This is a genomic window from Nocardia sp. NBC_01377 (assembly GCF_045040005.1).
Classification (GTDB): domain Bacteria; phylum Actinomycetota; class Actinomycetes; order Mycobacteriales; family Mycobacteriaceae; genus Nocardia; species Nocardia noduli.
The window spans coordinates 2,400,008-2,422,444 of the sequence record NZ_CP109566.1; the positions used below are offsets into that span (position 1 = coordinate 2,400,008).

25 protein-coding genes and 1 pseudogene are annotated in these 22,437 nt (G+C 65.6%); 9 read left to right on the forward strand and 17 right to left on the reverse strand.

The genetic code is table 11. From position 1 onward, the window contains the following. Positions 1–9 precede the first annotated feature (9 nt). From OG225_RS10815 to OG225_RS10835, 5 genes are all read right to left on the reverse strand, one after another. Positions 10–534: a hypothetical protein gene (locus OG225_RS10815; protein WP_405181539.1), complete on the reverse strand. Its 525-nt coding sequence runs from the start codon at positions 532–534 to the stop codon at positions 10–12. 89 nt (positions 535–623) lie between these two features. Next, entirely contained in the window at positions 624–932 is a 309-nt protein-coding gene (locus tag OG225_RS10820) for a hypothetical protein (RefSeq protein WP_405181540.1), read from the reverse strand. A 196-nt stretch (positions 933–1,128) separates the two neighbouring features. After that, complete coding sequence (locus OG225_RS10825) at positions 1,129–1,611, reverse strand: DNA-directed RNA polymerase subunit beta (protein ID WP_405181541.1); 483 nt, start codon at positions 1,609–1,611, stop codon at positions 1,129–1,131. After that, positions 1,608–2,066 (reverse strand): hypothetical protein, encoded by a 459-nt coding sequence (locus OG225_RS10830; RefSeq protein WP_405181542.1) that lies wholly within the window; start codon positions 2,064–2,066, stop codon positions 1,608–1,610. Before OG225_RS10830 ends, OG225_RS10825 begins: the two co-directional genes overlap by 4 nt. Positions 2,067–2,239: 173 nt before the next feature. Further along, the gene (locus OG225_RS10835) at positions 2,240–3,403 is read right to left on the reverse strand and encodes a helix-turn-helix domain-containing protein (RefSeq protein WP_405181543.1); all 1,164 of its coding nucleotides are present in this window, start codon (positions 3,401–3,403) and stop codon (positions 2,240–2,242) included. Between the two features lie 304 nt (positions 3,404–3,707). Here OG225_RS10835 and OG225_RS10840 point away from each other — a divergent pair, with 304 nt between their 5' ends. Further along, entirely contained in the window at positions 3,708–3,902 is a 195-nt protein-coding gene (locus tag OG225_RS10840; protein WP_405181544.1) for a ferredoxin, read from the forward strand. A 113-nt stretch (positions 3,903–4,015) separates the two neighbouring features. Here OG225_RS10840 and OG225_RS10845 read toward each other — a convergent pair whose 3' ends face one another. Then, positions 4,016–4,768, reverse strand: coding sequence for a TetR/AcrR family transcriptional regulator (locus tag OG225_RS10845; protein WP_405181545.1), 753 nt, complete (start codon positions 4,766–4,768; stop codon positions 4,016–4,018). Between the two features lie 85 nt (positions 4,769–4,853). Here OG225_RS10845 and OG225_RS10850 point away from each other — a divergent pair, with 85 nt between their 5' ends. Further along, positions 4,854–5,717 carry an SDR family oxidoreductase gene (locus tag OG225_RS10850; protein WP_405181546.1) on the forward strand — a complete coding sequence of 288 codons (864 nt, stop codon included), beginning with the start codon at positions 4,854–4,856 and terminating at the stop codon, positions 5,715–5,717. A 226-nt stretch (positions 5,718–5,943) separates the two neighbouring features. Further along, positions 5,944–7,287: a diaminopimelate decarboxylase gene (gene lysA, locus OG225_RS10855; RefSeq protein ID WP_405181547.1), complete on the forward strand. Its 1,344-nt coding sequence runs from the start codon at positions 5,944–5,946 to the stop codon at positions 7,285–7,287. 170 nt (positions 7,288–7,457) lie between these two features. Here the strand turns inward: lysA and OG225_RS10860 are convergent, their stop codons facing one another. Genes OG225_RS10860 through OG225_RS10875 form a run of 4 tightly spaced genes read right to left on the reverse strand, consistent with a single transcriptional unit; the run spans position 7,458 to position 9,737 of the window. After that, positions 7,458–8,219: an ABC transporter permease gene (locus OG225_RS10860; RefSeq protein ID WP_405181548.1), complete on the reverse strand. Its 762-nt coding sequence runs from the start codon at positions 8,217–8,219 to the stop codon at positions 7,458–7,460. Beyond that, complete coding sequence (locus OG225_RS10865) at positions 8,216–9,031, reverse strand: ABC transporter ATP-binding protein (RefSeq protein ID WP_405181549.1); 816 nt, start codon at positions 9,029–9,031, stop codon at positions 8,216–8,218. Before OG225_RS10865 ends, OG225_RS10860 begins: the two co-directional genes overlap by 4 nt. Further along, positions 9,028–9,402 (reverse strand): DUF1048 domain-containing protein, encoded by a 375-nt coding sequence (locus OG225_RS10870; protein WP_405181550.1) that lies wholly within the window; start codon positions 9,400–9,402, stop codon positions 9,028–9,030. Before OG225_RS10870 ends, OG225_RS10865 begins: the two co-directional genes overlap by 4 nt. Positions 9,403–9,404: 2 nt before the next feature. Further along, a complete protein-coding gene (locus OG225_RS10875; RefSeq protein WP_405181551.1) occupies positions 9,405–9,737 on the reverse strand; it encodes a PadR family transcriptional regulator in 333 nt (110 codons plus the stop codon). Positions 9,738–10,217: 480 nt separating this feature from the next. On the opposite strand from OG225_RS10875, the gene OG225_RS10880 reads away from it, so the two are divergent. From OG225_RS10880 to OG225_RS10890, 3 genes are all read left to right on the forward strand, one after another. Next, positions 10,218–10,397 (forward strand): hypothetical protein, encoded by a 180-nt coding sequence (locus tag OG225_RS10880; protein WP_405181552.1) that lies wholly within the window; start codon positions 10,218–10,220, stop codon positions 10,395–10,397. Continuing rightward, on the forward strand, positions 10,391–11,662 hold the full coding sequence (locus OG225_RS10885; protein ID WP_405181553.1) for a hypothetical protein: 1,272 nt from the start codon (positions 10,391–10,393) through the stop codon (positions 11,660–11,662). The genes OG225_RS10880 and OG225_RS10885 overlap by 7 nt, the downstream gene beginning before the upstream one ends. 221 nt (positions 11,663–11,883) lie before the next feature. Beyond that, positions 11,884–12,555 carry a hypothetical protein gene (locus OG225_RS10890; RefSeq protein ID WP_405181554.1) on the forward strand — a complete coding sequence of 224 codons (672 nt, stop codon included), beginning with the start codon at positions 11,884–11,886 and terminating at the stop codon, positions 12,553–12,555. Positions 12,556–12,756: 201 nt separating this feature from the next. Here the strand turns inward: OG225_RS10890 and OG225_RS10895 are convergent, their stop codons facing one another. From OG225_RS10895 to OG225_RS10905, 3 genes are all read right to left on the reverse strand, one after another. Beyond that, positions 12,757–13,917 (reverse strand): iron-containing alcohol dehydrogenase, encoded by a 1,161-nt coding sequence (locus OG225_RS10895; RefSeq protein ID WP_405181555.1) that lies wholly within the window; start codon positions 13,915–13,917, stop codon positions 12,757–12,759. Positions 13,918–14,012: 95 nt separating this feature from the next. Further along, entirely contained in the window at positions 14,013–14,894 is an 882-nt protein-coding gene (locus OG225_RS10900; RefSeq protein ID WP_405181556.1) for an alpha/beta hydrolase, read from the reverse strand. A 206-nt stretch (positions 14,895–15,100) separates the two neighbouring features. Beyond that, positions 15,101–16,027, reverse strand: coding sequence for an AraC family transcriptional regulator (locus OG225_RS10905; protein ID WP_405181557.1), 927 nt, complete (start codon positions 16,025–16,027; stop codon positions 15,101–15,103). Positions 16,028–16,148: 121 nt separating this feature from the next. Between OG225_RS10905 and OG225_RS10910 the strand changes: the two genes are divergently transcribed. Then, the gene (locus OG225_RS10910; protein ID WP_405181558.1) at positions 16,149–16,835 is read left to right on the forward strand and encodes an NAD(P)H oxidoreductase; all 687 of its coding nucleotides are present in this window, start codon (positions 16,149–16,151) and stop codon (positions 16,833–16,835) included. A 35-nt stretch (positions 16,836–16,870) separates the two neighbouring features. On the opposite strand, the gene OG225_RS10915 is transcribed toward OG225_RS10910, so the two are convergent. Next, positions 16,871–18,160, reverse strand: a complete 1,290-nt coding sequence (locus OG225_RS10915; RefSeq protein WP_405181559.1) for a diguanylate cyclase domain-containing protein — start codon at positions 18,158–18,160, stop codon at positions 16,871–16,873. A 444-nt stretch (positions 18,161–18,604) separates the two neighbouring features. Further along, positions 18,605–19,453 carry an LLM class F420-dependent oxidoreductase gene (locus OG225_RS10920; RefSeq protein WP_405181560.1) on the reverse strand — a complete coding sequence of 283 codons (849 nt, stop codon included), beginning with the start codon at positions 19,451–19,453 and terminating at the stop codon, positions 18,605–18,607. Positions 19,454–19,973: 520 nt separating this feature from the next. Here OG225_RS10920 and OG225_RS10925 point away from each other — a divergent pair. Then, positions 19,974–20,108 (forward strand): annotated as a pseudogene (locus OG225_RS10925) (IPT/TIG domain-containing protein); the annotation flags it as partial. A gap of 67 nt (positions 20,109–20,175) precedes the next feature. Beyond that, complete coding sequence (locus OG225_RS10930) at positions 20,176–21,513, forward strand: HupE/UreJ family protein (protein ID WP_405181561.1); 1,338 nt, start codon at positions 20,176–20,178, stop codon at positions 21,511–21,513. 42 nt (positions 21,514–21,555) lie between these two features. Here the strand turns inward: OG225_RS10930 and OG225_RS10935 are convergent, their stop codons facing one another. Beyond that, positions 21,556–21,843, reverse strand: a complete 288-nt coding sequence (locus tag OG225_RS10935; RefSeq protein ID WP_405181562.1) for a hypothetical protein — start codon at positions 21,841–21,843, stop codon at positions 21,556–21,558. Between the two features lie 104 nt (positions 21,844–21,947). Continuing rightward, positions 21,948–22,400, reverse strand: a complete 453-nt coding sequence (locus tag OG225_RS10940) for a TetR/AcrR family transcriptional regulator (protein WP_405181563.1) — start codon at positions 22,398–22,400, stop codon at positions 21,948–21,950. Between the last annotated feature and the right edge of the window lie 37 nt (positions 22,401–22,437).

The following is a 22,437-nucleotide window of genomic DNA, read 5'->3' on the forward strand; positions in this document are numbered from 1 at the left end:
AGGCTTATATCACATGGAAGCGTCCTCTCGGCGCTTGTCCTCGTGATAGGTGGCATACTCTCGAAATATCGCGGCCATTTTGGAGAACATGCCGTCATATACTTCGGGGTGGTAGTCGATCATGCTTCGCATCAAACCCCAAACGGTCTCCTCGTCCTCGTCGTCGGTATCGAAACGCAGAGCCGGGTTCACGTGGTCGTAAAAAGACTTCTCGCGGCCGAACCATTCGAATTCGATCCATTCGGCTCCGGCATATCGGATGAAGCATTCGCCCATGAAGCAGATGAACGCGTCTGCGATGTCGGCGTTCTCGGGTGCCATCGCGGTCGCCAGATCGGGGAACAGTTCGGCGATGACAGGATCCAGTCGTTTCACCTCCGGCGAGTCCTCGGGCCAGGGTTGCAATGGAAGCTGTTGCAGCCCTGTGTGTTCCATGAACTTTTGGACTTGTGCGGCGTGGCGGTCGGGGTCGACCCATTTGCCCCACGCGGTCTGTTCGACCTCGAATCCCAGGTCGAGTTGTTCGTCGGTCATCTGGTGCTCCGTCCTGTCCGGTCGTGTACGCGATGCACAGCGTAGGGGCAGTGCCGCTGCGGACGGGGAATTCCGGCGCGGAGGCGTTGTCAGTGGTGGGGGTTCCAGCTGCCTGCGGCGGGGATGGTGAGGGTGGGGACGATCAGGGTGCAGGTCAGGGCGAGGGCTTTGGGGCTGGGGCCGAAGTGGGCGAGGGTGGGGGCCACGATGATGGCCGCGTGGTGCTTGTGAGCGGTTGCCACGATCAACGCGGTGGGCATGTAGGTGTGGGCGTCGACGGTGAGAGTGTGGGTGAGGGTGAATCCGTGGTGGCGCACCAACGTGGTGATGAGTAGGTGGGCGGCAGGATCGGCGGGGCTGTGCTCCAGATTGATCAATCCGATTGCGTTGCTAGGCAATAGTGTTCGCTCCTTACTTCGAGTATTGAGGGTGGGAACCCCGGGGTGGTCTCCGGTGCCTGCGCGGGCACTGCGACGACACCGGAATGCGGGTTTGCCAGCCCCGGGGTTCTCCTGCCCGCACGCCATTGACAATGGGTCGGTGAGCGGCGCGGTGTCACCGAGCGGTCGGGGTGCGGGAGTCTGCCGGGGGGTGTCAGGCGTAGAGGCGAGTATGGGCGTTGGTGTCGGTGCGTTCACGGGCGGTCAGGCATACCCGTATGGAGTCGAGTACCGCCAACCCGGAGGGCCGGAACGCGCTGTGTGCGGGAGTGATCCATGCCCGGTAGAAAGGTCCTCGATCCGATGGCGAGGGCAACATGATGTCCGCACCGTCGCGGAGGATCTTGACCTGGTCGCGCCATAGTGGCAGGTCACGGACGGCGATCCGGGCAGGGATGTCGGAACGGGTAAGGAATGTCCACTGCGCTTGGCGAGGGTGAGAGATGACCGGCCCGCCTCCGTGCTGGCAGCGATCGAGATCCATCTTCACTATCTGCGCGAGTTCGGCGGGTAGCTGGACCGCCCAGACAAGTCCGGCGCGGACTCTGATACATCCGGTGGTGGGATCGACGTGCGCGGGTAGGTGACAGACACGCCGGTAGTACTCACAGCGTGTACTCGGAGTATCGACGCTCACGAGCGGTCCGATTGCTGCTGGGCGTGGGCGATGTCATCGATAGCGTGGACACGGGCGGTGAGCTCGGCGACCGAATCCGCGGGCGACCTCCTGACGTAGGAGGCGGATTCGATGCTGGTCAACAACCCTTCCGAGGTCAGACGGCCCAGCAGTTGCGCAAACTCTTCGGCCGTGGGGACGTGGCGGGTGTACCAGTCCAACCACCTGCGCGCCTCGTCGCCCCACGTCGGCGGTGGCGGCTCTTCCTGCTTGAGGCTGGCCGCCGAACCTATCAACCGTTCGTCGTCCGGGTTGCCGCGCAGGCACGCGAGGTGGGTGTAATCGTCATCCTGCGTCGTTCGCTCCGACCCTATGCGAAGTGCGGCCCGCGCCCCGGCGACCGTTCGCTCCGCGACAGCGGGCGATGAGGCGCCGCTACCGTCCGTTTCTGGATTGAGCCAGGAAAACCCCACCATCTTCACACCCCTACGCGGTTCGATTGCTTGGAAGGCAACCCCGCGCCGGGGCCGAATGGGGATAAACCCGGCGGGGGTGCCGGTTCCCAGCGTCACAGCGGGAACCGGCTGCCGACAATGGCACTTTCCGGGCGGGGCCGGGGAAGTGCCACAACCGATACCGGCTGTGGCCGTTAGTATTCGAGCTGTACCAAGTCGGCCAGTTCGCGCATTTCCAGGGTGAGCGTGCGGCGCTTGGAGATGATAAGGCCCAGCAGATCACGGACCGAGCGCTGTTCGACCAGCCACGGCCGCGCATCACGTGACAGGCCCGCCAGTACGTCGAAAGCGGCGTCATACCGACGTAGGGCGACGTGAGCCGACGCCACGTCGATCAGGTGCCGGTTCCGGTTGTCCGACGTCGGGCGCTGGTCCTGGGGGATATCGCGAGCCAGGCGTAGCGCGACGTCGGGCCGGTCGTCCACCACGGCGTTCTCGACCCGCTTCATAGCCACAGTGGCCGGGTCGAATGTCGTCCAATACTGGTGATAGGGGCCAGATTCGGGCCGAAGCGCCACGGCCCCTGCGGCAGCCAGTCTCATCATCTCGTCTGCTTCGTCGGGCCGGTTGTCGCGCACCGCCGCCGCCGACCCGCGAAGCAACAACCACCCCCATGTCGACAGTTCGCGCGTCGTCGCCTGGGACAGCCGAGGTTCCACCCGGTCGGCCCACTCGGAGACGAGAGTGCGTACCGTCTCGAATTGCCGTTCCACGATCAATAACCAGCACAGCGTGATCACGGCCGACGCTGCATCCAGGACGTTGCCGGTCGATTCGGCGTCGGTCAGGGACTGGTTCAGCGCGATCCGCGCTGGCTCCGGCTGGCGGGTCTGAACCATCAGCGATCCGACCAATTGCAATGTGCGCGAACGCAATAGAGGCGGGGATGAACCGGCGTCACGAATGAGTCGTGGCAGGATGCGGGCCAGGCGTTCGTATTCGTTGTCGTGGTACAGCTTCGTGGCGTGCGCCAGCGCCGCTTCCATGCTGCGCACTGCTACCGGCTCGGCGGCTGGGGCGTCCAGCATCGACGCCAGGGCGTCGTGAGTCGGCGTCCAGAGTTCGCCTCCGCCGTTCTCACTGGACGGCGTTGAATAGGGGCCGGGACCAAGTAGGGCCGTTACCGGGCAACCGAGCGCGACAGCGAACCGGCGCAAGGTGTCCACGCGGGTGTCATCGCGTTCGCCCTGCTCGATCTTGCGAATCAGGGAAAGGGACACACCCGAGGACTCAGCAAGCTCTCGCTGTGTCAGTCCGCGCCGCTTCCGAACGGCTTGGAGCCGTTCCCCAAGGTCCATGTTCCAAGGCTACGGACTGCGAACACACGCCGTGCCCCCGGACCGCAGTCCGGGGCACGGCGTTCGACATCCAGCTTCGGCTGCTATCCGTCAGCTAGCCGCCGGGTGGACACCTGCCGGGCACCTACAGGGACGATCGGGATCGCTAGCCCTTCGACGGTTAAAGTGTTCGGGTTGTGGATCGTTAGGCCCGCTTCCCGACCCTCGAACTCGCCATCCCCGCCGACCAGGTCAAGCTCAGGACCGACATGAATATCTACGGCGTCCACGAACTGCCGGTCACCTGGACGAGGAGTTGACACCGATGCGTATCGCCGCGAATCGGGACCGCTGTATCGGGGCGGGCATGTGCGCGCTCATCGCGCCGGAGGTCTTCGATCAGGACGAGGACGACGGCAGGGTGCGTGTGCTCGCCGCGCGAGCGGAACGCGATCACGCGGCGGTGCGTGAGGCCGTGGCGGCGTGCCCGGCAGGGGCGCTCGAAATCGATGAATCCTGAGCTCCGCCGTCACCGGCCGTCGGGATATGTTGCCGCTCGGATCATTTCGGGTGTCTTGTGGTCCGGCGAGATGGCGCCGTCGGGGGAGGTCGGTTGGCCGGTGCGATGTGGGGCTATGTGACGTGGTCGGCTGCGAGCCGGTCCAGCCACTCCCGGAGAAGTTGCTGCTCGGCGCCGGTGAGTGTCGTTTCCTCGGGGAGGGTGGCGCGCAGGGCGCGGGCCGCGCCCGCCGGTCCGGTGTCCCGCACGGCCGGGCGCTCGTTGGTGACGGCCGTGACCATGGCCTCGCGCAGAGCCGTGAGCAGAGCCGGAATCCGCTCGGGCTCCGGCAGGGACAACCACGTGAGGACCGCGCCCCGACCGGTGGCGTGAATGATCCCGGCCGCGAGTTGCTCGTCGACACGTAACCAGCCACCCGCGGCGAGCCGGCGGACCCGTCCGCGCAGGATCTCCAATCCGGCCCGGAACGCGGACGACTCGCGTCCGGCGGGTTCGCTGTACATGAGGGTGTAGAGCGCGGGGTTGGACAGTCCGAACTCCACCGCCAGGTCCCAACCGGCCCGCAGGTCGTCGATGGGGTCGGCCGGGTCGGGATCGACCTTTTTGCTCGCGACGAACTTCGCGAAACCGAACTGCGCCACCGCTTCCAGTAACCCGTCCTTGTCGCCGAAGAGCCGGTAGATCGCCGGTGGTTGCAACCCCGCCGCTTCTGCCACCGCACGGGTGGTCACCGCGTCACGACCCCCGCGTTCCAACAGCTCGGCGGCAGCTTCGATGACGCGCTGCCGATGCTGTTCGCGCCCCGAAGCGACGCCGTCGGGTTCGACGGCGGTCGTGGGCTTGCCTCTCGGCGTGGGCGATCTCATGAATCAACGATAACGCCTGACTGTTTCCATCGGTGGTATCGTTGTTATCGAAAATTCGTTTCCAATGGAATCAAGCGAGGGCTGCATGATCATCGTGACCGGAGCCACCGGGCTACTCGGCCGTCGAATTGTCGAGAACCTGCTGACGCGGGTACCGGCCGACCAGGTGGGCATCAGCGTCCGCGACGTACGTAAAGCCCAGGATCTGGCCGACCGCGGCGTGCGGGTGCGACAGGGGAACTTCGCCGACCCCGACAGCCTGGCCCACGCTTTCGAAGGCGCCACGCAAGTGCTCATCGTCTCGGTCGACAGGCTCGGCGCAGAAGCCATGCGGCAGCACCGGGCCGCCATCGACGGTGCCGTCGCGGCAGGCACACACCGCATCCTCTACACCAGCCATATGGGTGCCGCCCCGGCCTCGCGCTTCGAAGCCTGCCGCGATCACGCCGCCGACGAACACATGCTGCGGACCTGCGGCGTGCCGTTCACCTCGCTGCGCAACGGGTTCTACGCCGACAGCGCGATGCGGTTCTTCGGACAGGCCGCCGAGACCGGACAACTCGTGCTCCCCGCCGACGGCGCGGTGAGCTGGACCGCACACGCAGACCTCGCCGCCGCGGCCGCCGCCATCCTCGCCGACGAAGGCCGATTCGACGGCCCCACACCGCCGCTGACAGCCGCGCGGGCCATCGACTTCGAGGAGATCGCCGCGATCGCCGGTGAGCTCACAGGCCGAACCATCCGACGCGTGACCGTCTCCGACGAGGAGTTCCGTCAGCAGATGGTGAGCTACGGCGTCCCGGCCGAGCAGGCCGACATGATGGTGGACATCTTCGCCGCCGGTCGAGCCGGTGAATTCGCCGCCGCCGACCCGACATTGGCGACGTTGATCGGCCGCGAGACCATCGGCTTCGACACGGTTCTGCGCGAGGCATTGTCGGCGAACTGACCGCCCGCACTCGGATGGCTGGTCCGGACCTGCGTGTGGACTCGCATCGAACGAACGGACTCCGCGTGACGCTGAACGAATGCGTGCGCCACGACGCCAATATTCCGTCAAGAACGGATCCGTACCGGTCAGGGATGTGTCAGCGACCGTCCCGGCCTGTACCACCCGGCGTATGCCTGATATCGACCCCGCCTGACGAACAGTGGGGACGCTATCAGGAGACACCGTGACGTTGCTCGAAATCTTCCCGTCGCTGCGGTCGGGAATGCCCTCGCGCCTGGACTCGGCGGTGTGGCCGCGTGAGACGCACTACGACGACGCGGGCCGCGTCACCGTGGGCGGGGTCGCGCTGGCCGATATCGCCGATCAGTACGCGACACCGACCTATGTCATCGACGAAGACGAGGTCAGACAACGCTGCCGCGCCTACCGCAGGGTGTTCCCCGACGCCGAGATCATCTACGCGGGTAAGGCCATGATGATCCGTGCCGTCGCGAAATGGGTCGGTCAGGAAGGACTTTCGGTCGAGGTGTGCTCGGCGGGCGAACTGGCCATCGCGCTCGCCGCGGGAATCGAGCCGGGACGGATCGTGCTGCACGGCAACGGAAAGTCCTTCGACGAACTCGAGGTTGCGGTACGGGCGGGCGTCGGGCGGATCGTGCTCGACTCGCTCGCCGAGATCACCATGCTCTCGGCCATGGTGAACGGTACGCAGAAGGTGCTGATCCGCCTGTCGCCCGGAATCGACGTGCACGGGCATCCCGCGGTGAGAACCGGTGTCACGGATCAGAAATTCGGGTTCCCGATCGCAAGCGACGCCGCCACCGAGGCTGTCGAGCGGGTGCTGCGCAGGCCCGAACTGGATCTGATCGGCTTCCACTGCCATCTCGGCTCGCAGATCCACGATCCCGACCACTACGGCGAGGCGGTGCGGCGGATGATCGCCGAGATGGCGATGGTGCGGCGCGAGCACGACGTCATCCTGACCGAACTCGATCTGGGCGGTGGACACGCGGTCGCCTACCGGGGCGGGGACGCGGAGATGAATCTCGCCGAACTCGCCGATGTCATCGACGACGCGCTCGACTCCGCGTGCGCCCGTCATCGGTTTCCGCGCCCGAGGATCGCACTCGAGCCGGGCCGAGCGATCGTGGCCCGCGCCGGTGTGACCCTGTATCGCGTGCTGTCGGTGAAACATGTCGAGGGCGGCCGGACGTATGTCACCGTGGACGGCGGTATGGGCGACAACGCGCGCGTGGCCCTCTACGGTGCGCGCTACAGCGTGGTCGTGGCGAATCGGCACCCGGATTGTGCTCAGATGACCGCGACGGTCGCGGGCCGGTTCTGCGAAGCGGGTGACATCGTCGCCGCCGACGTACGCCTTCCGGTCGACCTGCGCCCGGGCGAGGTTCTGGCAGTCCCGTGCACCGGCGCCTACCACCACAGCCTGGCGTCCACCTACAACAGCGTCGGCAGGCCACCGATCATCGCGGTCGGCGGTGGTCGATGCCGCGAACTGCTGCGCCGCGAAACCATCGACGACCTGCTGCGCCGCGACATCGGCCACTGACTACCCATGTGACGGCGGAGAGCGACGTCGGGAGCCTGTGCGGCGCGACAAGCCCTCCGCGAACACCGGAACGTGCTCGCGACCGCAGGTTCCCGGTCGCGAGCACGTCTTCGGTGTCTGATCGTACGACGTCTGCCGCCCTGAGTCGGGACTCGACCCGAACGGAGGTTTCAGGAGATCTTGCGGCGGTAGGTGGCCATGGCGAAGAGGTAGGCGAGGACGAGGATGCCGACACACCAGGCCAATGCGATCCAGATGTCGGTGCCGACGGGTTGCTGGGTGAACAGGTCGCGGATGGCGTTGATGATGGAGGTGACCGGCTGGTTTTCGGCGAAGGCACGCAGCGGACCGGGCATGGTGTCGGTCGGGACGAAGGCCGAACTGATGAAAGGCAGGAAGATCAGCGGGTAGGAGAATGCGCTTGCCCCGTCCACGGTCTTGGCGGTCAGTCCCGGGATGACCGCCACCCAGGTCAATGCGAGGGTGAACAGGAGCAGGATGCCCAGAACCACGAGCCAGGCGAGTATTCCCGCACCGGAGCGGAAGCCCATGACCAGGGCGACCAACACGACGACCACGAGCGAGATCAGATTGGCGACCAGCGAGGTCAACACGTGTGCCCACAGCACCGAGGACCGCGCGATCGGCATGGACTGGAATCGTTCGAAGATGCCACTCTTCATGTCGAGGAAGAGCCGGAACGCGGTGTAGGAGATGCCCGAGGCGATAGTGATGAGCAATATGCCGGGCAGCAGGTATTGCACGTAGGAGTCCGATCCCGAGTCGATCGCGCCACCGAAGACGTAGACGAACAACAGCATGAACGCGATCGGCAGGATCGTGGTCGTGATGATGGTGTCGACGCTACGGGTGATGTGGCGCAGGGATCGTCCGAGCAGCAGGCCGGTGTCGGCGAAGAAGTAGGTGGTCATTGTTGTTCCTTGCTCGTGGCCGCCGTACCGCGGTCATGGGAGGGGACACCGTTTTCGTCGCCGACGAGGGCGAAGAAGACATCTTCGAGGCTGGGCTGCTTCTCGACGTATTCGATTTTCGCGGGCGGCAGGAGTGCTTTGAGTTCGGTGAGGGTGCCGTTGACGATGATCCGGCCCCGGTGCAGGATCGCGATCCGGTCGGCGAGTTGTTCGGCCTCGTCGAGGTATTGGGTGGTGAGCAGTACCGTGGTGCCGTGTTCGGCGAGTTCCTTGATCGCCCGCCATACTTCGATGCGCGCCTGGGGGTCGAGCCCGGTTGTCGGCTCGTCGAGGAAGATGACCGGTGGGTTGCCGATGAGGCTCATGGCGATGTCGAGGCGACGTCGCATGCCTCCGGAATAGGTCGAAACCTTCCGTGTGTCGGCGTCGGTCAACGAGAACCGTTCGAGCAGGTCGTCGGCGATGGTGTCCGCGCCCTTCAAGTGGCGAAGTTTCGCGATCAGCACCAGATTCTCGCGGCCGCTGAGAATTTCGTCGACCGCGGCGAACTGTCCGGTGAGGCTGATGGATTCGCGTACGTTGCCCGGTTGGGTGGCGACGTCGAACTCGTTGACGGTGGCGATTCCCGCGTCGGCCCTGGCCAGGGTGGACAGGATTTTCACGATGGTGGTCTTGCCTGCCCCGTTGGAGCCGAGCAGTGCGAAGATGCTGCCACGGGCGACGTCGAAGTCCACCCCGCGCAGTACATCCAGGTCGTCGAAGGACTTCTTCAGTCCTCGGACGTGAATCGCCGGTGCGTGCTGTGTGGTCATCGAAGGCCCTGCTCTTCTTTTCCGTTGTCACCGACGTGCTCGATGGCTCTGACGAGCCGTGCCCGTTCCCGGTTCATCCAGGACTCTTCTCGGTAGTTGCGCGCGAACGTCTCGATGAATTCCACCGGATCCTCGCCGACCACATCGTGTATCGGGGTCGCGTCCGCGGCGCTCTGCTCGAACAGATCGGCGAGGTCTTCGAACATGGCGACCCCACCACCCGCTCCGGCGAACATCAGGTACCGCTCGAACGCGTCGACCGCGGTGCGGTAGGTCTCGGGCAGCTGTTTCGTGCGCGCCCTGTACTGCCGCCACCGCTTCTTCTCGCCGAGGTCACCGATCACTTTCGAGGTGAGCTTCGAGATGTCCATGGTTATTTGTCTCCTTTGTCGCGGAGCTGTTCGAGCCGTTCGGTGAGGAAGCTCCAGGTCCTCCAGAACTCGTCGAGATATTGCCGTCCAGCAGCGTTGAGGGAGAACACCTTTCGTGGAGGACCCTTCTCCGAGGCGACCTTCTGCACGTCCACCAGGCCCCGCTTCTCGACTCTGATCAGCAGGGCGTAGATGGTGCCCTCGGCGATATCGGAGAAGCCCTGCTCGCGCAGCCATGCGGTGATCTCATAGCCGTACGCGGGGCGGTCGGACAGGATCGCCAGCACGATCCCTTCCAGCGTTCCCTTGAGCATCTCCGTCTCCTGCTTGCTCATGAGCACTCCTTCCAGCTACTAAGTATTAATGACTACTGGTACATAGTTACACTGAGTAGTATCTCGCGCAAGCATCTCCTGCGTGGTTGTCGCAACTCGGATCCGAGTCGAATCAGCCTGGGGTGTGGCCCATCTCGTGCCTCGGGTCGACGTGGACATTCCGTGTGGATCGATCGGGTGTGGGCTTAGTATAAGTAGATGTATACGTACGATCTGTGTACTAACTATAAGTAGACATATACGTAGACGCAAGTGGGTGGTCGACGTGGCTTCACCGTCAAGGCTCCGATCAGGCAGGACGGGGGCAGGCCGATCGAGCGACTACGGGTCCGCACGTGAACTCGCCGAACGCTTTCGCTCGGCGATCACTGCGTCCGGCAAACATGAACCGGCCCCGAACTCTTCCGGAATCGCGGGCCGGTACCGGGTCATCGATGGAATAATCGGGGCCGACCGTCACAGGGCGACGGCTGGGGGTACATGGGGACGCGAAGATCAGTGCTGCGGGCGGGGCTGGTCATGCCGCTGGCGGCGGCATGCGCTCCGAATATCCTGCTCGGCAACCCCGGCGCGGTGCGGATCGGAGTGTCCCGGAGCGGGTCGGAGCTGGCCGCGTTCCGGAAAGTTCTCGCGCAGTTGGCGTTCCAGCAGTCGTGCTGACCGCGATCCTGGAGGCGCCCGATCGGTTGCCGACGCAGTCGTCACCGGAGCGCCGCACCGCGTCACTGCTCCTGGTGGACCTCCAACTGTTGGGGATCATGGAACATCTGGGTGCGGATCGGTATTGCCTACGCAAAGTTCCGCGGACACCACTCACCGGATCTGCGGAAGCCGATCCAGGGTGGCAGGCGGCTCTGGCCGCGCTGGTCGGCTACTACGCCGACCGTGCGTCCCGTTGGGCGATCGCCCTCGAATCCACGGACTCCGCCGCGGGAGCACGCCTGTGGTTCGAAGCCGAAGAGCCCTACCTGCGTGCCCTCTTGCTGGGTTGCGCGAACTCACTTTCGGCAGAACGCATTTCGATCGCGGCGGCGACCGAGTTGGCCAGGACCTCCGATGCGCTCGACGTCTGGTACTCCCGAACACTCTGGTCGCCAGAAGAATTCGAGCTCGCGGCCCGTATGGCCGACATGGGGGTCTTGAAAAATCTCCCGTTGCACAAAGAACTGATCCAACTGCGTGCGGACGGGCTCGACGATCCGCCGTCGGTATATCGACCCCGGGGACTCTCGACGAGTCTGTCGGCCCGTTGGGAGCACCACGTGGCCCTACGTCGCCTGGTCACGGTGTCGGCGAGCCCGACGGAACTGGCGGCCTGCGAGATCCGACTCGAGGCGGCCTGGTGGTTGCTGCCACGAGCCGACATCGCGGCCCAGGTGTGCGCCCTGAACAATCTCGCGATCGTGCATCTGCACCAAGGCCGCCTCGATGCCGCCGAGGACCGCCTGAACCTGGCCGAATCGCTGACCCGAACCGGCCGAGACCTCGGCGGTCGTGCTCACACACACGAAATCCTCGGCGCGCTGTGGTGGTCGCGTGGCGAGCGGGGCCGAGCACTGCGCGACTGGCACCGGGCACTGACCGGCTACCGGGCTCTCGTCGACGATCACGGCACTGCTCGCTGCCTCCAGCACCTCGGCTCCGCATTGATCGTCGCTTCCGAATACGGCAGCCTCTTGCTACCGCCCGAGCTATCCCTGATCCGTGCCGATGTGGTGCGCCAAGCCAGCGGCTGGCTCGCTGAAGCCCGCAGATTGAACCCCTCCGTGAACTTCGCCGAAGCCTTCGCGAACGAAGCGCACACAGAGCTCGGCGGTGCCGGCCCGCTGCCGAGCGTCGGGACGGTTCAGACGCAGAACACCCCCGGCGCCCTGTCCGCGATAGACCACTGGCCACGACTCGACTCCGAGCAGCGAAACGGGTAGTCGACCGCTTGAGAAGTGGGCCTGCTGCATGACCAGGAGACAGTGCCGCCCATCCACGCAGCACCGACCTTGCGTTTTTCCACCGCACGCCCGCTGACGTCGATGCCGTTGACAACCGCGGCACACCGGCGCGCCGGTGGCATCGGAGAAGACGACAGTAAGATCGGCAGAAGCGTTCCCGCTGAGGCAGTTACAGCATATTTTCTGGAGGAAGGACCCCGATGACGACTGGGACCACCGAGGACACGCCGCAGGCGCCGCCGACGCCGCCGACTCGGGCGGAGCAACTGCGCGCGGTGGCGACACTGATCAAGTCGGGTGGTCTCAAACCGCTTGCCGTCTACACCTACGGCCAGCAGAAGACGGCCGCGAAGACCACCATGTACAAGTATCTCGGCAAGGGCGTCGTGGCGGGGACAGCCGCGATGTACCGCGTGCTCCTGCCGACCGTGACCGCGCCCGGCGAAGGGACGTTGCGCGACAAGCTGATCGAGCTCGTCGACAGGCAGGCGGTGGTCATCCAAACAGCGCCGTTGAGCAAGGTCGCCCTGACCTGGTTCGCCGCCGGCGCCCCGGCCGAGGCCAGTGAAGCGATGACCAAGGCCGCCATGTTCCGCATGGGATTGAACCACTACTACCGTCAGCCGTTCGAGGAACTGTTCGCGACCGAAGAAGGCCGCGCGGTGCTCGGCGACGACAACGTCCCCGCCGCGGTCGCGCAGCTGGTCGGCCCGGTGGCGTACGGGCGGCTGGTCGGTGCCGCCCGAACCACCCACAGCGACCATGTCCGCATCGTGGACGAGTTCCTCGCCGCACGTCCGGCACCGAAGGCCGAGACCGACATCGTGGTCGCGGACGAGTCGAGCGACACCGCGACCGTCGCGGAGTCCTGACGCGAGTCCGATCCCAGCGGCGTCCGACAACGGTGTTGCCCCGTTGGGGTGGTGGCGAGCAGTCGGGCGTCGCTGGTCCCCGAACGCTGCACCGGCGGGCATGGATATCAGGGCCGGTGGCCTTGGCAGAGGAGCCCTGGATCACCGCTCCGCAGCGGTCCGCTGGCCGCCGCCGCAGGCAGGGGCGGCCGAGCTCGGGAGCTACCTCCACAGCGACTCGTAGAGCTCCTCGATCTCGGATACGGACGCGATTCGGGGGTTGTTGTCGGGTGATCCCGAAGCTTTGGCTTGGCGCGCCATGATGGCGACCTTCTCCCGCCACGAACTCTGGGAGATTCCGTATTGCCGTGGTCCAGGAACCTCGAGATCGATGTTGAGGTCTCGCAGACCTGTGACGAGTCGCGCGGCGGCCTCGGAGTCGGACAGGCCATCGGTGGCGATTCCGAGCGTGCGTGCGCAGGTGGCGTAGCGCGCGGGCGCGGCGTCGACCGAGAACGCGGTGATGTCGGGCATCAGCATCGAGTTGGAGAGCCCGTGTGCCACGGTGAAATGCGCGCCGAGGGGACGGCTCATTCCGTGCACCAGTGCGACGCTGGAGTTGGAGAACGCGATCCCCGCCTGGGTGGAGGCGAGCATCATCTGCGCTCGGGCCGAGGCATTCGACGGGTCCTCGTACACGGTTCTCAGATTCGTGAACAGTGTGCGCATAGCGGTCAGCGCGAGGTCGTCGGTGAACGGATTGGACTTTCGGCTGACGAAGGCCTCGACGGCGTGCACGAGTGCGTCGACTCCGGTGTCGGCGGTGAGTCGTGCGGGCATCTGCATGGTCAGTTCGTAGTCGACCAGGGCGATGGTCGGCAGGAATGCCAGTCCCGCGCAGAGCATCTTCTCGTTGGTGGCGCTGTCGGTGATGATGGTGAATCGGGTGCATTCCGAGCCCGATCCGGCGGTAGTCGGTATCGCGATGAGCGGGAGCGTCGGGGTGTCGGTCAGGATCGGAGCCTTGTAGTCCCCCATGGTGCCGCCGCGTGATCCCAGCAATGCCACGGCCTTGGCGGTATCCATCGGGCTGCCGCCGCCGATACCGACCACGCAGTCGAACTCGCCGCCGCGGAACACCTGGACGGCTTTGTCGACGGAGTCCGTGGTGGGGTCCGGTCGCACATCGGAGAAGACCTCTGCTCGGATCCCCGCCTCGTCGAGTCGGGACACTATGCGGTCGAGGAACGACTGTGCGGCGAGGTAGGGGTCGGTGATGATCAACGGACGCGACAGCTCCGCGTCCGAGAGGACCTCTGCCAAGTCGGCGGAGCAGCCGCCGCCGATGCGGAGAAGCCGGGGTAGCGCGATAACGGATGACATGGTGGCAGTCTCTCAGGTGGTGCCCGAGTATCGAGGGTTCACACAGGAGATGGGTCGAGCGGGCGCGCTCGGTGAAATCGAGGGTGGAGTCACCTTCACCGCCTCGCCGGTTGTGCCGCGCCCACGTGGCGGTGGAGGAAGGCGATCTGGTCGGTGACGAACGCTTCGTGTGCGGGGCCGTCGTAGATGTCGAAGTGGTCGACGCCGGGGTAGAGGCGTAGTTCCGCGTGTGGCGCGCTGCGGGCGGCGCGGATGGCTGGGCCGGGTGCGGCGACTCGGTCCTGTTCGCCGACGCACACCAGCCACGGGCAGTGCAGGGTGCGCGCGTCACGAGCGGGTCGGAATGGTCGGCCGAGTAGCCAGCGGGCGCTGACGCGGTTGCGCCAGCGGGAGTCCTCGCCGATCGCGACGACGTGGCGCCAGCCGTGTTCGCTGTCGGGCGCGTTGATGAACGCGGGTTGGTCGGGTTGTCCGACTGCGGGCAGATAGCCCCCTCGGGCCGCCGTCAGTAGTGTGCGCAGTCGCACCGACAGTGGCCCGCGGTAGGCCTGCGAGAGGATGTCGAGGAACGGCACCTGGCTGATCGCGGCGGCGATGCGGAGGTCTTCGGCCGCGGCGGCCAGTGCGTTGCCGCCGCCCATCGACGAGCCGAAAGTGACGACTCGGCGCGTGTCGACTTCGGGGCGTGCACGGGCGTACGCGATCGCGGCGCGCCAGTCTTCGAGCTGGCGGGCGGGCACGAACAGGTCGGGTTCGCCTTCGCTGTCGCCGAATCCGCGGTGGTCGAACACCAGCGCGGCGAATCCCGCGTCGGCGAAACGTTCGGCGAACGCTCCGAGCCGGTCGCGGCGGGTTCCCGAGAGGCCGTGTGCCATGACGATCACGGGGCCGGGCTCGATCGTGTCGTCGGCGGGATACCACCAGGCGGCACACCGCTCGTTGCCCGAAATGAAGGTCGTGTCTGCGCGGGGAGTCATGTTGTCGAGTGTGTGCTGTGAGAGAAGGCAACGCTGGCAGAAATTGGTCGCGGCGTTCACCCGGCCGCGAGGTGGTGGCTCCTCCGACACATCGAACCCTGATCGAGTGATCGGGTAGGTCAACTGCCTCGGTGAAGGGGTGATCCGGTCAGGCTGTTCGCGACCCTGAGAGCAGATCGAGGCTGCCGGTTGCGACTCGCCGAGACTCAGGCCGCGGCACGAAAGGCGCTGGGGCTCATACCTCTGTAGCGCTTGAAAGCGGCACTGAAGCCGAAGGAGTCGGCGTAGCCGACGGCCTTGGCCACCTGGGCGACGGTGAGGTCGGAGGCGGTCAGGAGGTCTTCGGCCTCGTCCATGCGGTATTCGGTGAGGTAGCTCAGCGGCGGGCGTCCCATGAGTTGGGCGAAGCGTTTGGCGAAGAGGGCGCGCGAAACTCCGGCCTGGGCGGCGAGGGAGGCCACGGTCCAACTCCGGGACGGGGTGCCGTGGATGGCTTCGAGCGCGGGAGCGACCACGGGATCGGCCATGCCGCGGTACCAGGTCGGGGCGGCGGAGCCCGCGTGGGCGAACCAGGTGCGCAGGGTGCAGACCAGCGCCCAGTCGAGGAGACGGTCCATGAGTGCCTGTGAACCGGCGGCGTTGGTGGCGGAATCGACGGCCGCTTTCTCCAGCCAGTCGCAGGTGTCGACGTCCTCGCGGATGACGAGTACCGGGGGCAGGGCGCGCAGTAGGCGATCGGGACGACGGCCCGAGGTTCGGTAGGCGCCCACGATCAGCGCGGTGGCCTCGGCCGAATTCGTTCCCCAGTGGATTCCGGAGAGTTCCTCGGCGACGCATTCGGGATCGGCTGTGAAGCAAGCGATTTCGTATTCGATGTGGGGGCGGTTCAGCGAATCCGGGTGATCGGCGAGGTGGAAGGGTTCCGGGCCGCGCACGATCGCGGTGTCACCGGGCTCGACCGGCCGCTGGGTGCCGTTGGCCAACACCAGCACGCCGCCGCCGTGCAGCACCGTGACCATGGTCAGTGGGGCGCGGTCGGCGAAGCGGATGGTCCACGGCGCTTTCAGTACGGCGTGACTGACGGCCGAGCCTTCCGCTCGAATTCCGTTCAGGAGCGAACTCACCGGATCCATGCCACGCAGTGTAGACGAAATCCTATCTATTGAAGTGTTTCTCCTATGGATCGTCCACGCGAACAAGGGTGTACTGGACACATCGCAAAGTCAGACGCCACCGCCAGTCAGGAGAAATACCTTGCAGCACAACGGTAGTGAGAACCACGGTCGTACCGCTCTGGTCGTCGTCGCCCATCACCGCTCCGATTCGCTCACCGCGCACACCGCCCGCCGGACGACCGCGCAACTCGAGGCGGCGGGCTACCGAATCGACCTCCTCGATCTCCAGGCGGAGGGATTCGATCCGCGCATGACCGTGGAGGACCAGCCGGACTGGGGAAACCGCGAGAAGCCGTATTCCGACGAAGTGCAAGACCATATGCGGCGCATCCTCGCCGCCGATGTGATCGTCACCGTATTCCCGGTCTACTGGCTGAGCGTTCCCGCCATCCTCAAGGGCTGGATCGATCGGGTGTGGAATTACGGATTCGCCTACGGCCGCAGCAAACCTCGCCTCGCAGGAAAACGAATCCTGTGGCTGGGTCTGGGCGGAATCGCGGGCGACGATCCGGCACTGCCGGATATGCGGGCCGCCCTCGAAACCCAGCTCAACGCGGGCCTGGCCTACTACTGCGGCTTCGCCCATTCTTCGGTCGGGATACTCCCCGACGCCGAGGAACGCCGTCAGCGCCTCGACGCCGCGGGCAATTTCCTCCTCGACGAGGCCAGCGCGGGCGCCGAGCGCACCGCCCAGTACGCCGCATTCGACCGCCGAGCAGCCGAATTCGTGGAGCAGTTCATCGTCGCCGACCGCGTGCCGGCCTGACACGTCGGGTCGGAAGGGTGCAGGCGGGTCCGAGGCTATCGGGAACTGGTCGAAGGAGTGTGGACGATCCACCGCCCCCCGCCGCGTGCTTTCGCTTCGTGCAGACTGGAATCCGCGGTGCGGAGCAAGGTTTCGGCGGTGACTCCGGCGACCGGCGTCACTGCCGCACCGATGCTGACCGAGACGTTCAATCGGTGATCGTTGACGGTGATCGGAATCGAGACGACCGACGACAGGCGGTGTGCGATGAGGCCGACCCGGTCGGTGTCGGCGGGAGGCGCGATGAGCGCGACGAATTCGTCACCACCGAGTCGTGCGATGAAGCAGTCGAATTCCCGTTCGAGGTCACGCAGGCCGGAGGCGACAGCGGTGAGGACCTTGTCGCCGGTGTCGTGACCGTAGCGGTCGTTGATGTCCTTGAAGTGGTCGATATCGGCGAAACATATTCCGACCCGGTCGGTTTCGCTCGCGTTCGCGGTGCTCATGGAGGTGATCTGTTCGAGAAGGTATCGGCGGTTGGGCAGACCGGTCAGCGGATCGTGTCGGGCCTGTCGATGCAGATCGTCCTCGAGGTCGAACCATTCGGTGATTTCGGCACCGACGGCTCCGAGATAGTCGGGTTGTCGGCCCGTGCCTCGAATGTAGGTGACGACGAACGCCGCACGCCCGACGGTACCGTCGGCGCGCAGCAGGCGGTGGCGCAGGGTGACCGAACCCTCTCGTGCCGGAACCAGATGTTCGTAGAGCAGGGTGCTGATGTCAGCGCGGTCGTCGGGGTGCGCGAAGTCGTAGACCGATATCCCGCGCAGTTCCTCGACGGAGGTGCCGATCATCTCGGCCAACGCCGGATTGGCATCCAGAATATTTCCGTCGAGATCGCCGAAGGCCACCGCGACGATGGGGCTGTCGAACAGCACGCGGAATCGCGCGTCGCGATGCAGTCCCGCGTCGTGGCCGGTCGGATCCGTGCGCCCGGTGCGCAGCGCGTGTTCTCGACGCTGATAGCCCTGACCGAGCGCGGTGACCAGTACGGCGAAGCGAATCGTCGCGTCCGGGCTGACGCTGTTGCCGACGAGGTCGGCCAGCACGCGAGCGGAGATCGCAGGCACCCGGTCGTCACCCAGTCGCGCGTCCGCCAGCGCGGCGCCGACGTGTGAACCGATGGTCGCATCGAACGGTTCGGCATCCAGTGCGGCGAGCAGATCGATCACCAGGTCGCGTAACAGCAAGCGCCCCGGTTCGTCGGATATCGGCAGATCCATCGCGTCGGACAATGCCTGCCACCAACAATCTGCCAAGCCCGCGGTCTCGATGCGTTCACCCACATTCGTTGTCGACGTGCCGCGCGATCCCGCGCGCGTCGTCACCAGTGGCGCGCGTTCGTCGGGCGTGAAGGTTGTCGTGCGACTGTTTCATCGGTGCACCCGATTATTGCAGCGACCACGCTTCGGCGACCTGCGGGCAGGCGGGCGAGTACTTTCGCCGGTGTGGGGCGAGGGCGTCACGCCATCCGTGACCGGATTTCGAGCGGGACTGTTCGGTGCGGCGTCGCGATCGGAAGATCCCCGCATTCCAGCCCGCCCGAAATCGGGAGTCGGATGCGTCCGTCGATCGACCGGGCGCACCCTGATCCGGGCCGCTGCCGCACCTTCGTCGACCGTGATCCGGTCGGCTGTTTCCGGTACAGCGGTCGGTTCGTCCTACGATACCTCGCTGTGTTCGAGAGGGGCTGCTACGGGTTCACGGGCACATCCTCGGCCGTCGTTCGGTCAGCCCGCGATTTCGGCGTGCTTTTCCAGGAATGTTTCCACTGCGGCCGGATCTTCCAGTGGCAGTGGGTAGATCAGCAGTCGGTCCACGCCGAGTTCGGCGTAGCGCCGAGCGTTGTTCGCGTCCACCTCGACCGGATCGATCTGCATGAAGTTGATCTGTAGCCGTCCCAGGTGCGCGGGCCGGGGCACCTCGGCGGCGGCTCTGCGCAGGCCGTCGAGATGAACGATCAGGTCCTGCGGTGAACTGCCGGTGCCGATCCATCCGTGTCCTTTGCCGACCGCCCGCCGATAGGCGGCCGGGCTGTGGCCGCCGATCACGACCGGCACACCGTCGGGCCGTACCGGGCGTGGGTGGGTGTCCACGTGCTCGAAGTCCACGTACTTTCCGTGGAAGGCCGGTTCCGGCTCGGTCCACAGTTGCCGGATCGCGTCGAGGTATTCGTCGGTGCGCCCGCCGCGCTCGGACAGCGCCACTCCCACCGCGGCCATTTCCGGCTCGAGGTAGCCGGGCGCGACACCGAGCAACAAACGGCCCCGCGACAGTACGTCCAAGCTGGCGGCCTGTTTGGCCAGCACCACCGGATTGCGTTGCGGCAGAATCAGAATTCCGGTGCCCAACTCCATCCGCTCGGTCAACGCGGCCACAAAGGACAGATGCATTAGCGGGTCGAGAATCGGGTCGGTGGGCGCCATCGGCGAGTCGGGCACCCGTGGGCTGGGTAACACCACGTGGTCGCCGACCCACCAGGATCGATAGCCCAGCTGCTCGGCTCGCCGCGCCAGCCGCGCGGTGTCGAGCGGACCCAACGTCGCCTTGGCACTGAGGCCGTACACGCCCAGCTTCACGAATCCATACCTCCCTCGATACCCGTCTACCGATGCCACGACCGCTACGCGCTGCCGTGAAACAGTTCAGACCGCCTGTCGATCCGCGGCGCGAAATCACCGCCACTTATTCCTGCGAGTCACGGCCACCGGATTCGATACCGGAGCTACGACTTCCAGACGTAGACGAAACCGCTGAGCGCCGCTTGGGTGTTGGTGAGCTACCGGAAGCACGGATTCGGCCGAGAAAACAGGAGCCTGTCTCCTTTACGGCTATTGCTCAGCTAGTCAATTTGGATACTAGTTTCTCCGCGAAAGATGTTCTCAGGCAAGGCTTATTGACATTCGTGATAACGACTTCGTTCGGTGAAACACTGGCATAGCAACAAGGTGATAACAGGTGAAACCGTGACCGGAATTCTGTGGCCGAACGCTGGATTCGGGAGGTTAATGGAGGTACCGAAACCGCTGAACACACAGGCGCTTTCGGTGTCGGAGAGTCCGATTCAGTATCGACACAATCCATAAGGGGGAGGGCGTCATGCCTACCATCACTTCGGTTTCACCTGCGTCCGGTCCGTCGACCGGCGGCACGAGCGTGGTCATCACGGGCACCGGGTTCGGGGGACCGACCACGGTGCGGTTCGGTGCGACCGCAACCACATTCACTCTCGATTCGGCCACCCAGAAGATAGGTAGATCGACCGATTCGGGCGTACCCGTGGAATGCGAATCATTGGCCTGTGAAGCGAACGCTACGAAGAGCGCTGGTCGTGCTGGGGTGCGCGGTGATCGTCCTGCTGTACAACCCGATTGCCGCTCCGGCGCATCCGATGCCGGGCACCAACGTGCTGCTCGATGTGCGCGAGACAACGATCGACGCCGAATTGTCGATACCCGCAACCGATCTCGCGCGGGCCAGCGGCATCGATGTCAACATGCGCGCGCGCCTGTCCGCCGACGACTCCGCCGGATTGGCGAACTATCTGCGCGACCATGTGCGGCCCACCACGCCGGACGGCGTGCCGTGGTCCGTCCGGATCGGCGACATGGATCTGGACTACGCCGACCGGTCGGCCACCGGTTCCTACAAGGAACTCGTCGTCCACGCGGAGTTGACCCCGCCGCCGGGCGTCGACATGCGGCGATTCGTCTTGGGCTACGACGCCGTCCTCCGCGAGGTCGCCACCCACATCGCCATCGTCTCGGTCCGTCAGGACTGGCGAGCCGGGCAGGTCGACACAGGTAACGACGCCAGGCAGGTCGGTGTCCTGCGCACGGACGCGGCGTCCATGACCGTGCCGCCTGTGCCGGTGGATCTGACCGATGCCGGTGTGTGGCGGGGATTGGCCGCGATGGTGGTGCTCGGCGGCCATCACATTCTGGAGGGCACCGACCATCTCCTGTTTCTGTTCACCCTCCTGCTGCCCGCGGCGCTGATAGCCAGGGACGGTCGTTGGCACCCGGACAACCGCTGGCGTCGCGCCGTGCGGCACATTCTCGCTGTCACGATCGCATTCACCGCGGGGCACTCGGTCGCGCTCGTGGTCAGTGCCCTGAGTCGGGTGGAGATCCCCGCGGCCCCGATCGAAACACTCATCGCCGCAACGATCCTGGTGGGCGGCGTACACGCCGTCCGGCCGCTGTTCCCGGGCCGGGAAGCTGTCGTCGCCGGGATATTCGGGCTCGTCCACGGTATGGCGTTCTCGTTCACCCTGGCCGAACTGAAGTTGTCCACCGGCCAATTGGCGCTCAGTGTGCTCGGGTTCAATGTCGGCATCGAGGCCATCCAGTTGCTGCTGGTCGCCCTCGTCTTGCCGTCGCTGCTGGTACTGGCCACCACCCGAGCGCAGCCGGTACTTCGCGTCGGCGGCGCGGTCCTGGTGATCATCGCCGCCCTCGGCTGGGTGTTGGATCGACTCGGCGTCACCAATCCGATCGCCGATGCCGCGGACCGTGGCGGCACAATGCTTTTCCCGATCATCATCATCGCGGCCGTGATCGCCGTCGTGGTCCTGGTCACCCAGGCGCTGAGACGACGGTCGCCACTCGTTGTGGCCGAGATGGTTCCGTCGGAATGAGGCGTCGCGCCGGTTGCGGGAATCAGCTGGTGCTCTGTGAACTCATTGGCGCGGCGATACTTTCGAGGATCTGCCCTCGGCGCGAACTCCGAGAATCAGCTCGACGACTCCACCGAGGATCATCATGATCGCGCCGATGCCGAAAGCGAGCGCGGTCCGGCCGGGGTCGCCGTCACCGGTGAGTTCGGCGAAGACCAGCGGCCCGGCGATGCCACCGACCGCGGTGCCGACGGCGTAGAAGAAGGCAATGGCCATGGCCCTGGTTTCCATCGGGAAGATCTCGCTGACCGTGTTTCCCCGCAGGGGAGTCCGGTAACAGGTCGAAGTCACCTGTCCGCGCGGCAGCCCCGGTGGTCCCCGTTGCCCGGTGGTGCGGCGTGTGGTGCACGCGACGCGTCGAGTTGTGGCGTTGCGTTCCGCCCGGTGGCGTCGGGCTACCCGGGTGGCGGATCGGTGGGCTCGAGTCCGGTGATCAGTCGCTCGACGAAGGCGATCAGTTCCGCGTGACCGAATGTGATGCCGAGCGACTGTTCGTTGACCAGGATCGAGGCGAAACTTCCGAGCATGATGGACAGGAGGACCGGTGGCAGGTCGTCGGGGTTCACGCCGCGAGCGCGCAGCAGGAAGGTGAACGCCGCTTGCTGGATCTCGCGGAATCGTTCGATGTACTGCGCGATCTCGAGCCGGATCTCCTTGCGGTGATTGGCCATTGCCATGAACTCCATGAGGAGTTTGCCGCCGAACGGTCCGGTGCTCGCCTCCCACAGCGTGTGCAGCGGGAATTCGGTCGTGAGCGACTGTCGTTGCCGTTCGAGATTGGCTTCGGCGCCGCGTCGGAAGACCTCGAGGAACAGTTCGTCCATCGTGTCGAAGTAGTAGTAGACCACGGGGCGGCGGCCGCGATTTCCTCAGGCAGTCCCCACC

Coding starts and splice junctions, on each gene's coding strand:
- OG225_RS10815 (WP_405181539.1), bottom strand. CDS start 534: ATGACCGACGAACAACTCGACCTGGGATTCGAGGTCGAACAGACCGCG.
- OG225_RS10830 (WP_405181542.1), bottom strand. CDS start 2,066: ATGGTGGGGTTTTCCTGGCTCAATCCAGAAACGGACGGTAGCGGCGCC.
- OG225_RS10835 (WP_405181543.1), bottom strand. CDS start 3,403: ATGGACCTTGGGGAACGGCTCCAAGCCGTTCGGAAGCGGCGCGGACTG.
- OG225_RS10840 (WP_405181544.1), top strand. CDS start 3,708: ATGCGTATCGCCGCGAATCGGGACCGCTGTATCGGGGCGGGCATGTGC.
- OG225_RS10845 (WP_405181545.1), bottom strand. CDS start 4,768: ATGAGATCGCCCACGCCGAGAGGCAAGCCCACGACCGCCGTCGAACCC.
- OG225_RS10850 (WP_405181546.1), top strand. CDS start 4,854: ATGATCATCGTGACCGGAGCCACCGGGCTACTCGGCCGTCGAATTGTC.
- OG225_RS10860 (WP_405181548.1), bottom strand. CDS start 8,219: ATGACCACCTACTTCTTCGCCGACACCGGCCTGCTGCTCGGACGATCC.
- OG225_RS10865 (WP_405181549.1), bottom strand. CDS start 9,031: ATGACCACACAGCACGCACCGGCGATTCACGTCCGAGGACTGAAGAAG.
- OG225_RS10870 (WP_405181550.1), bottom strand. CDS start 9,402: ATGGACATCTCGAAGCTCACCTCGAAAGTGATCGGTGACCTCGGCGAG.
- OG225_RS10875 (WP_405181551.1), bottom strand. CDS start 9,737: ATGAGCAAGCAGGAGACGGAGATGCTCAAGGGAACGCTGGAAGGGATC.
- OG225_RS10880 (WP_405181552.1), top strand. CDS start 10,218: ATGGGGACGCGAAGATCAGTGCTGCGGGCGGGGCTGGTCATGCCGCTG.
- OG225_RS10890 (WP_405181554.1), top strand. CDS start 11,884: ATGACGACTGGGACCACCGAGGACACGCCGCAGGCGCCGCCGACGCCG.
- OG225_RS10895 (WP_405181555.1), bottom strand. CDS start 13,917: ATGTCATCCGTTATCGCGCTACCCCGGCTTCTCCGCATCGGCGGCGGC.
- OG225_RS10900 (WP_405181556.1), bottom strand. CDS start 14,894: ATGACTCCCCGCGCAGACACGACCTTCATTTCGGGCAACGAGCGGTGT.
- OG225_RS10905 (WP_405181557.1), bottom strand. CDS start 16,027: ATGGATCCGGTGAGTTCGCTCCTGAACGGAATTCGAGCGGAAGGCTCG.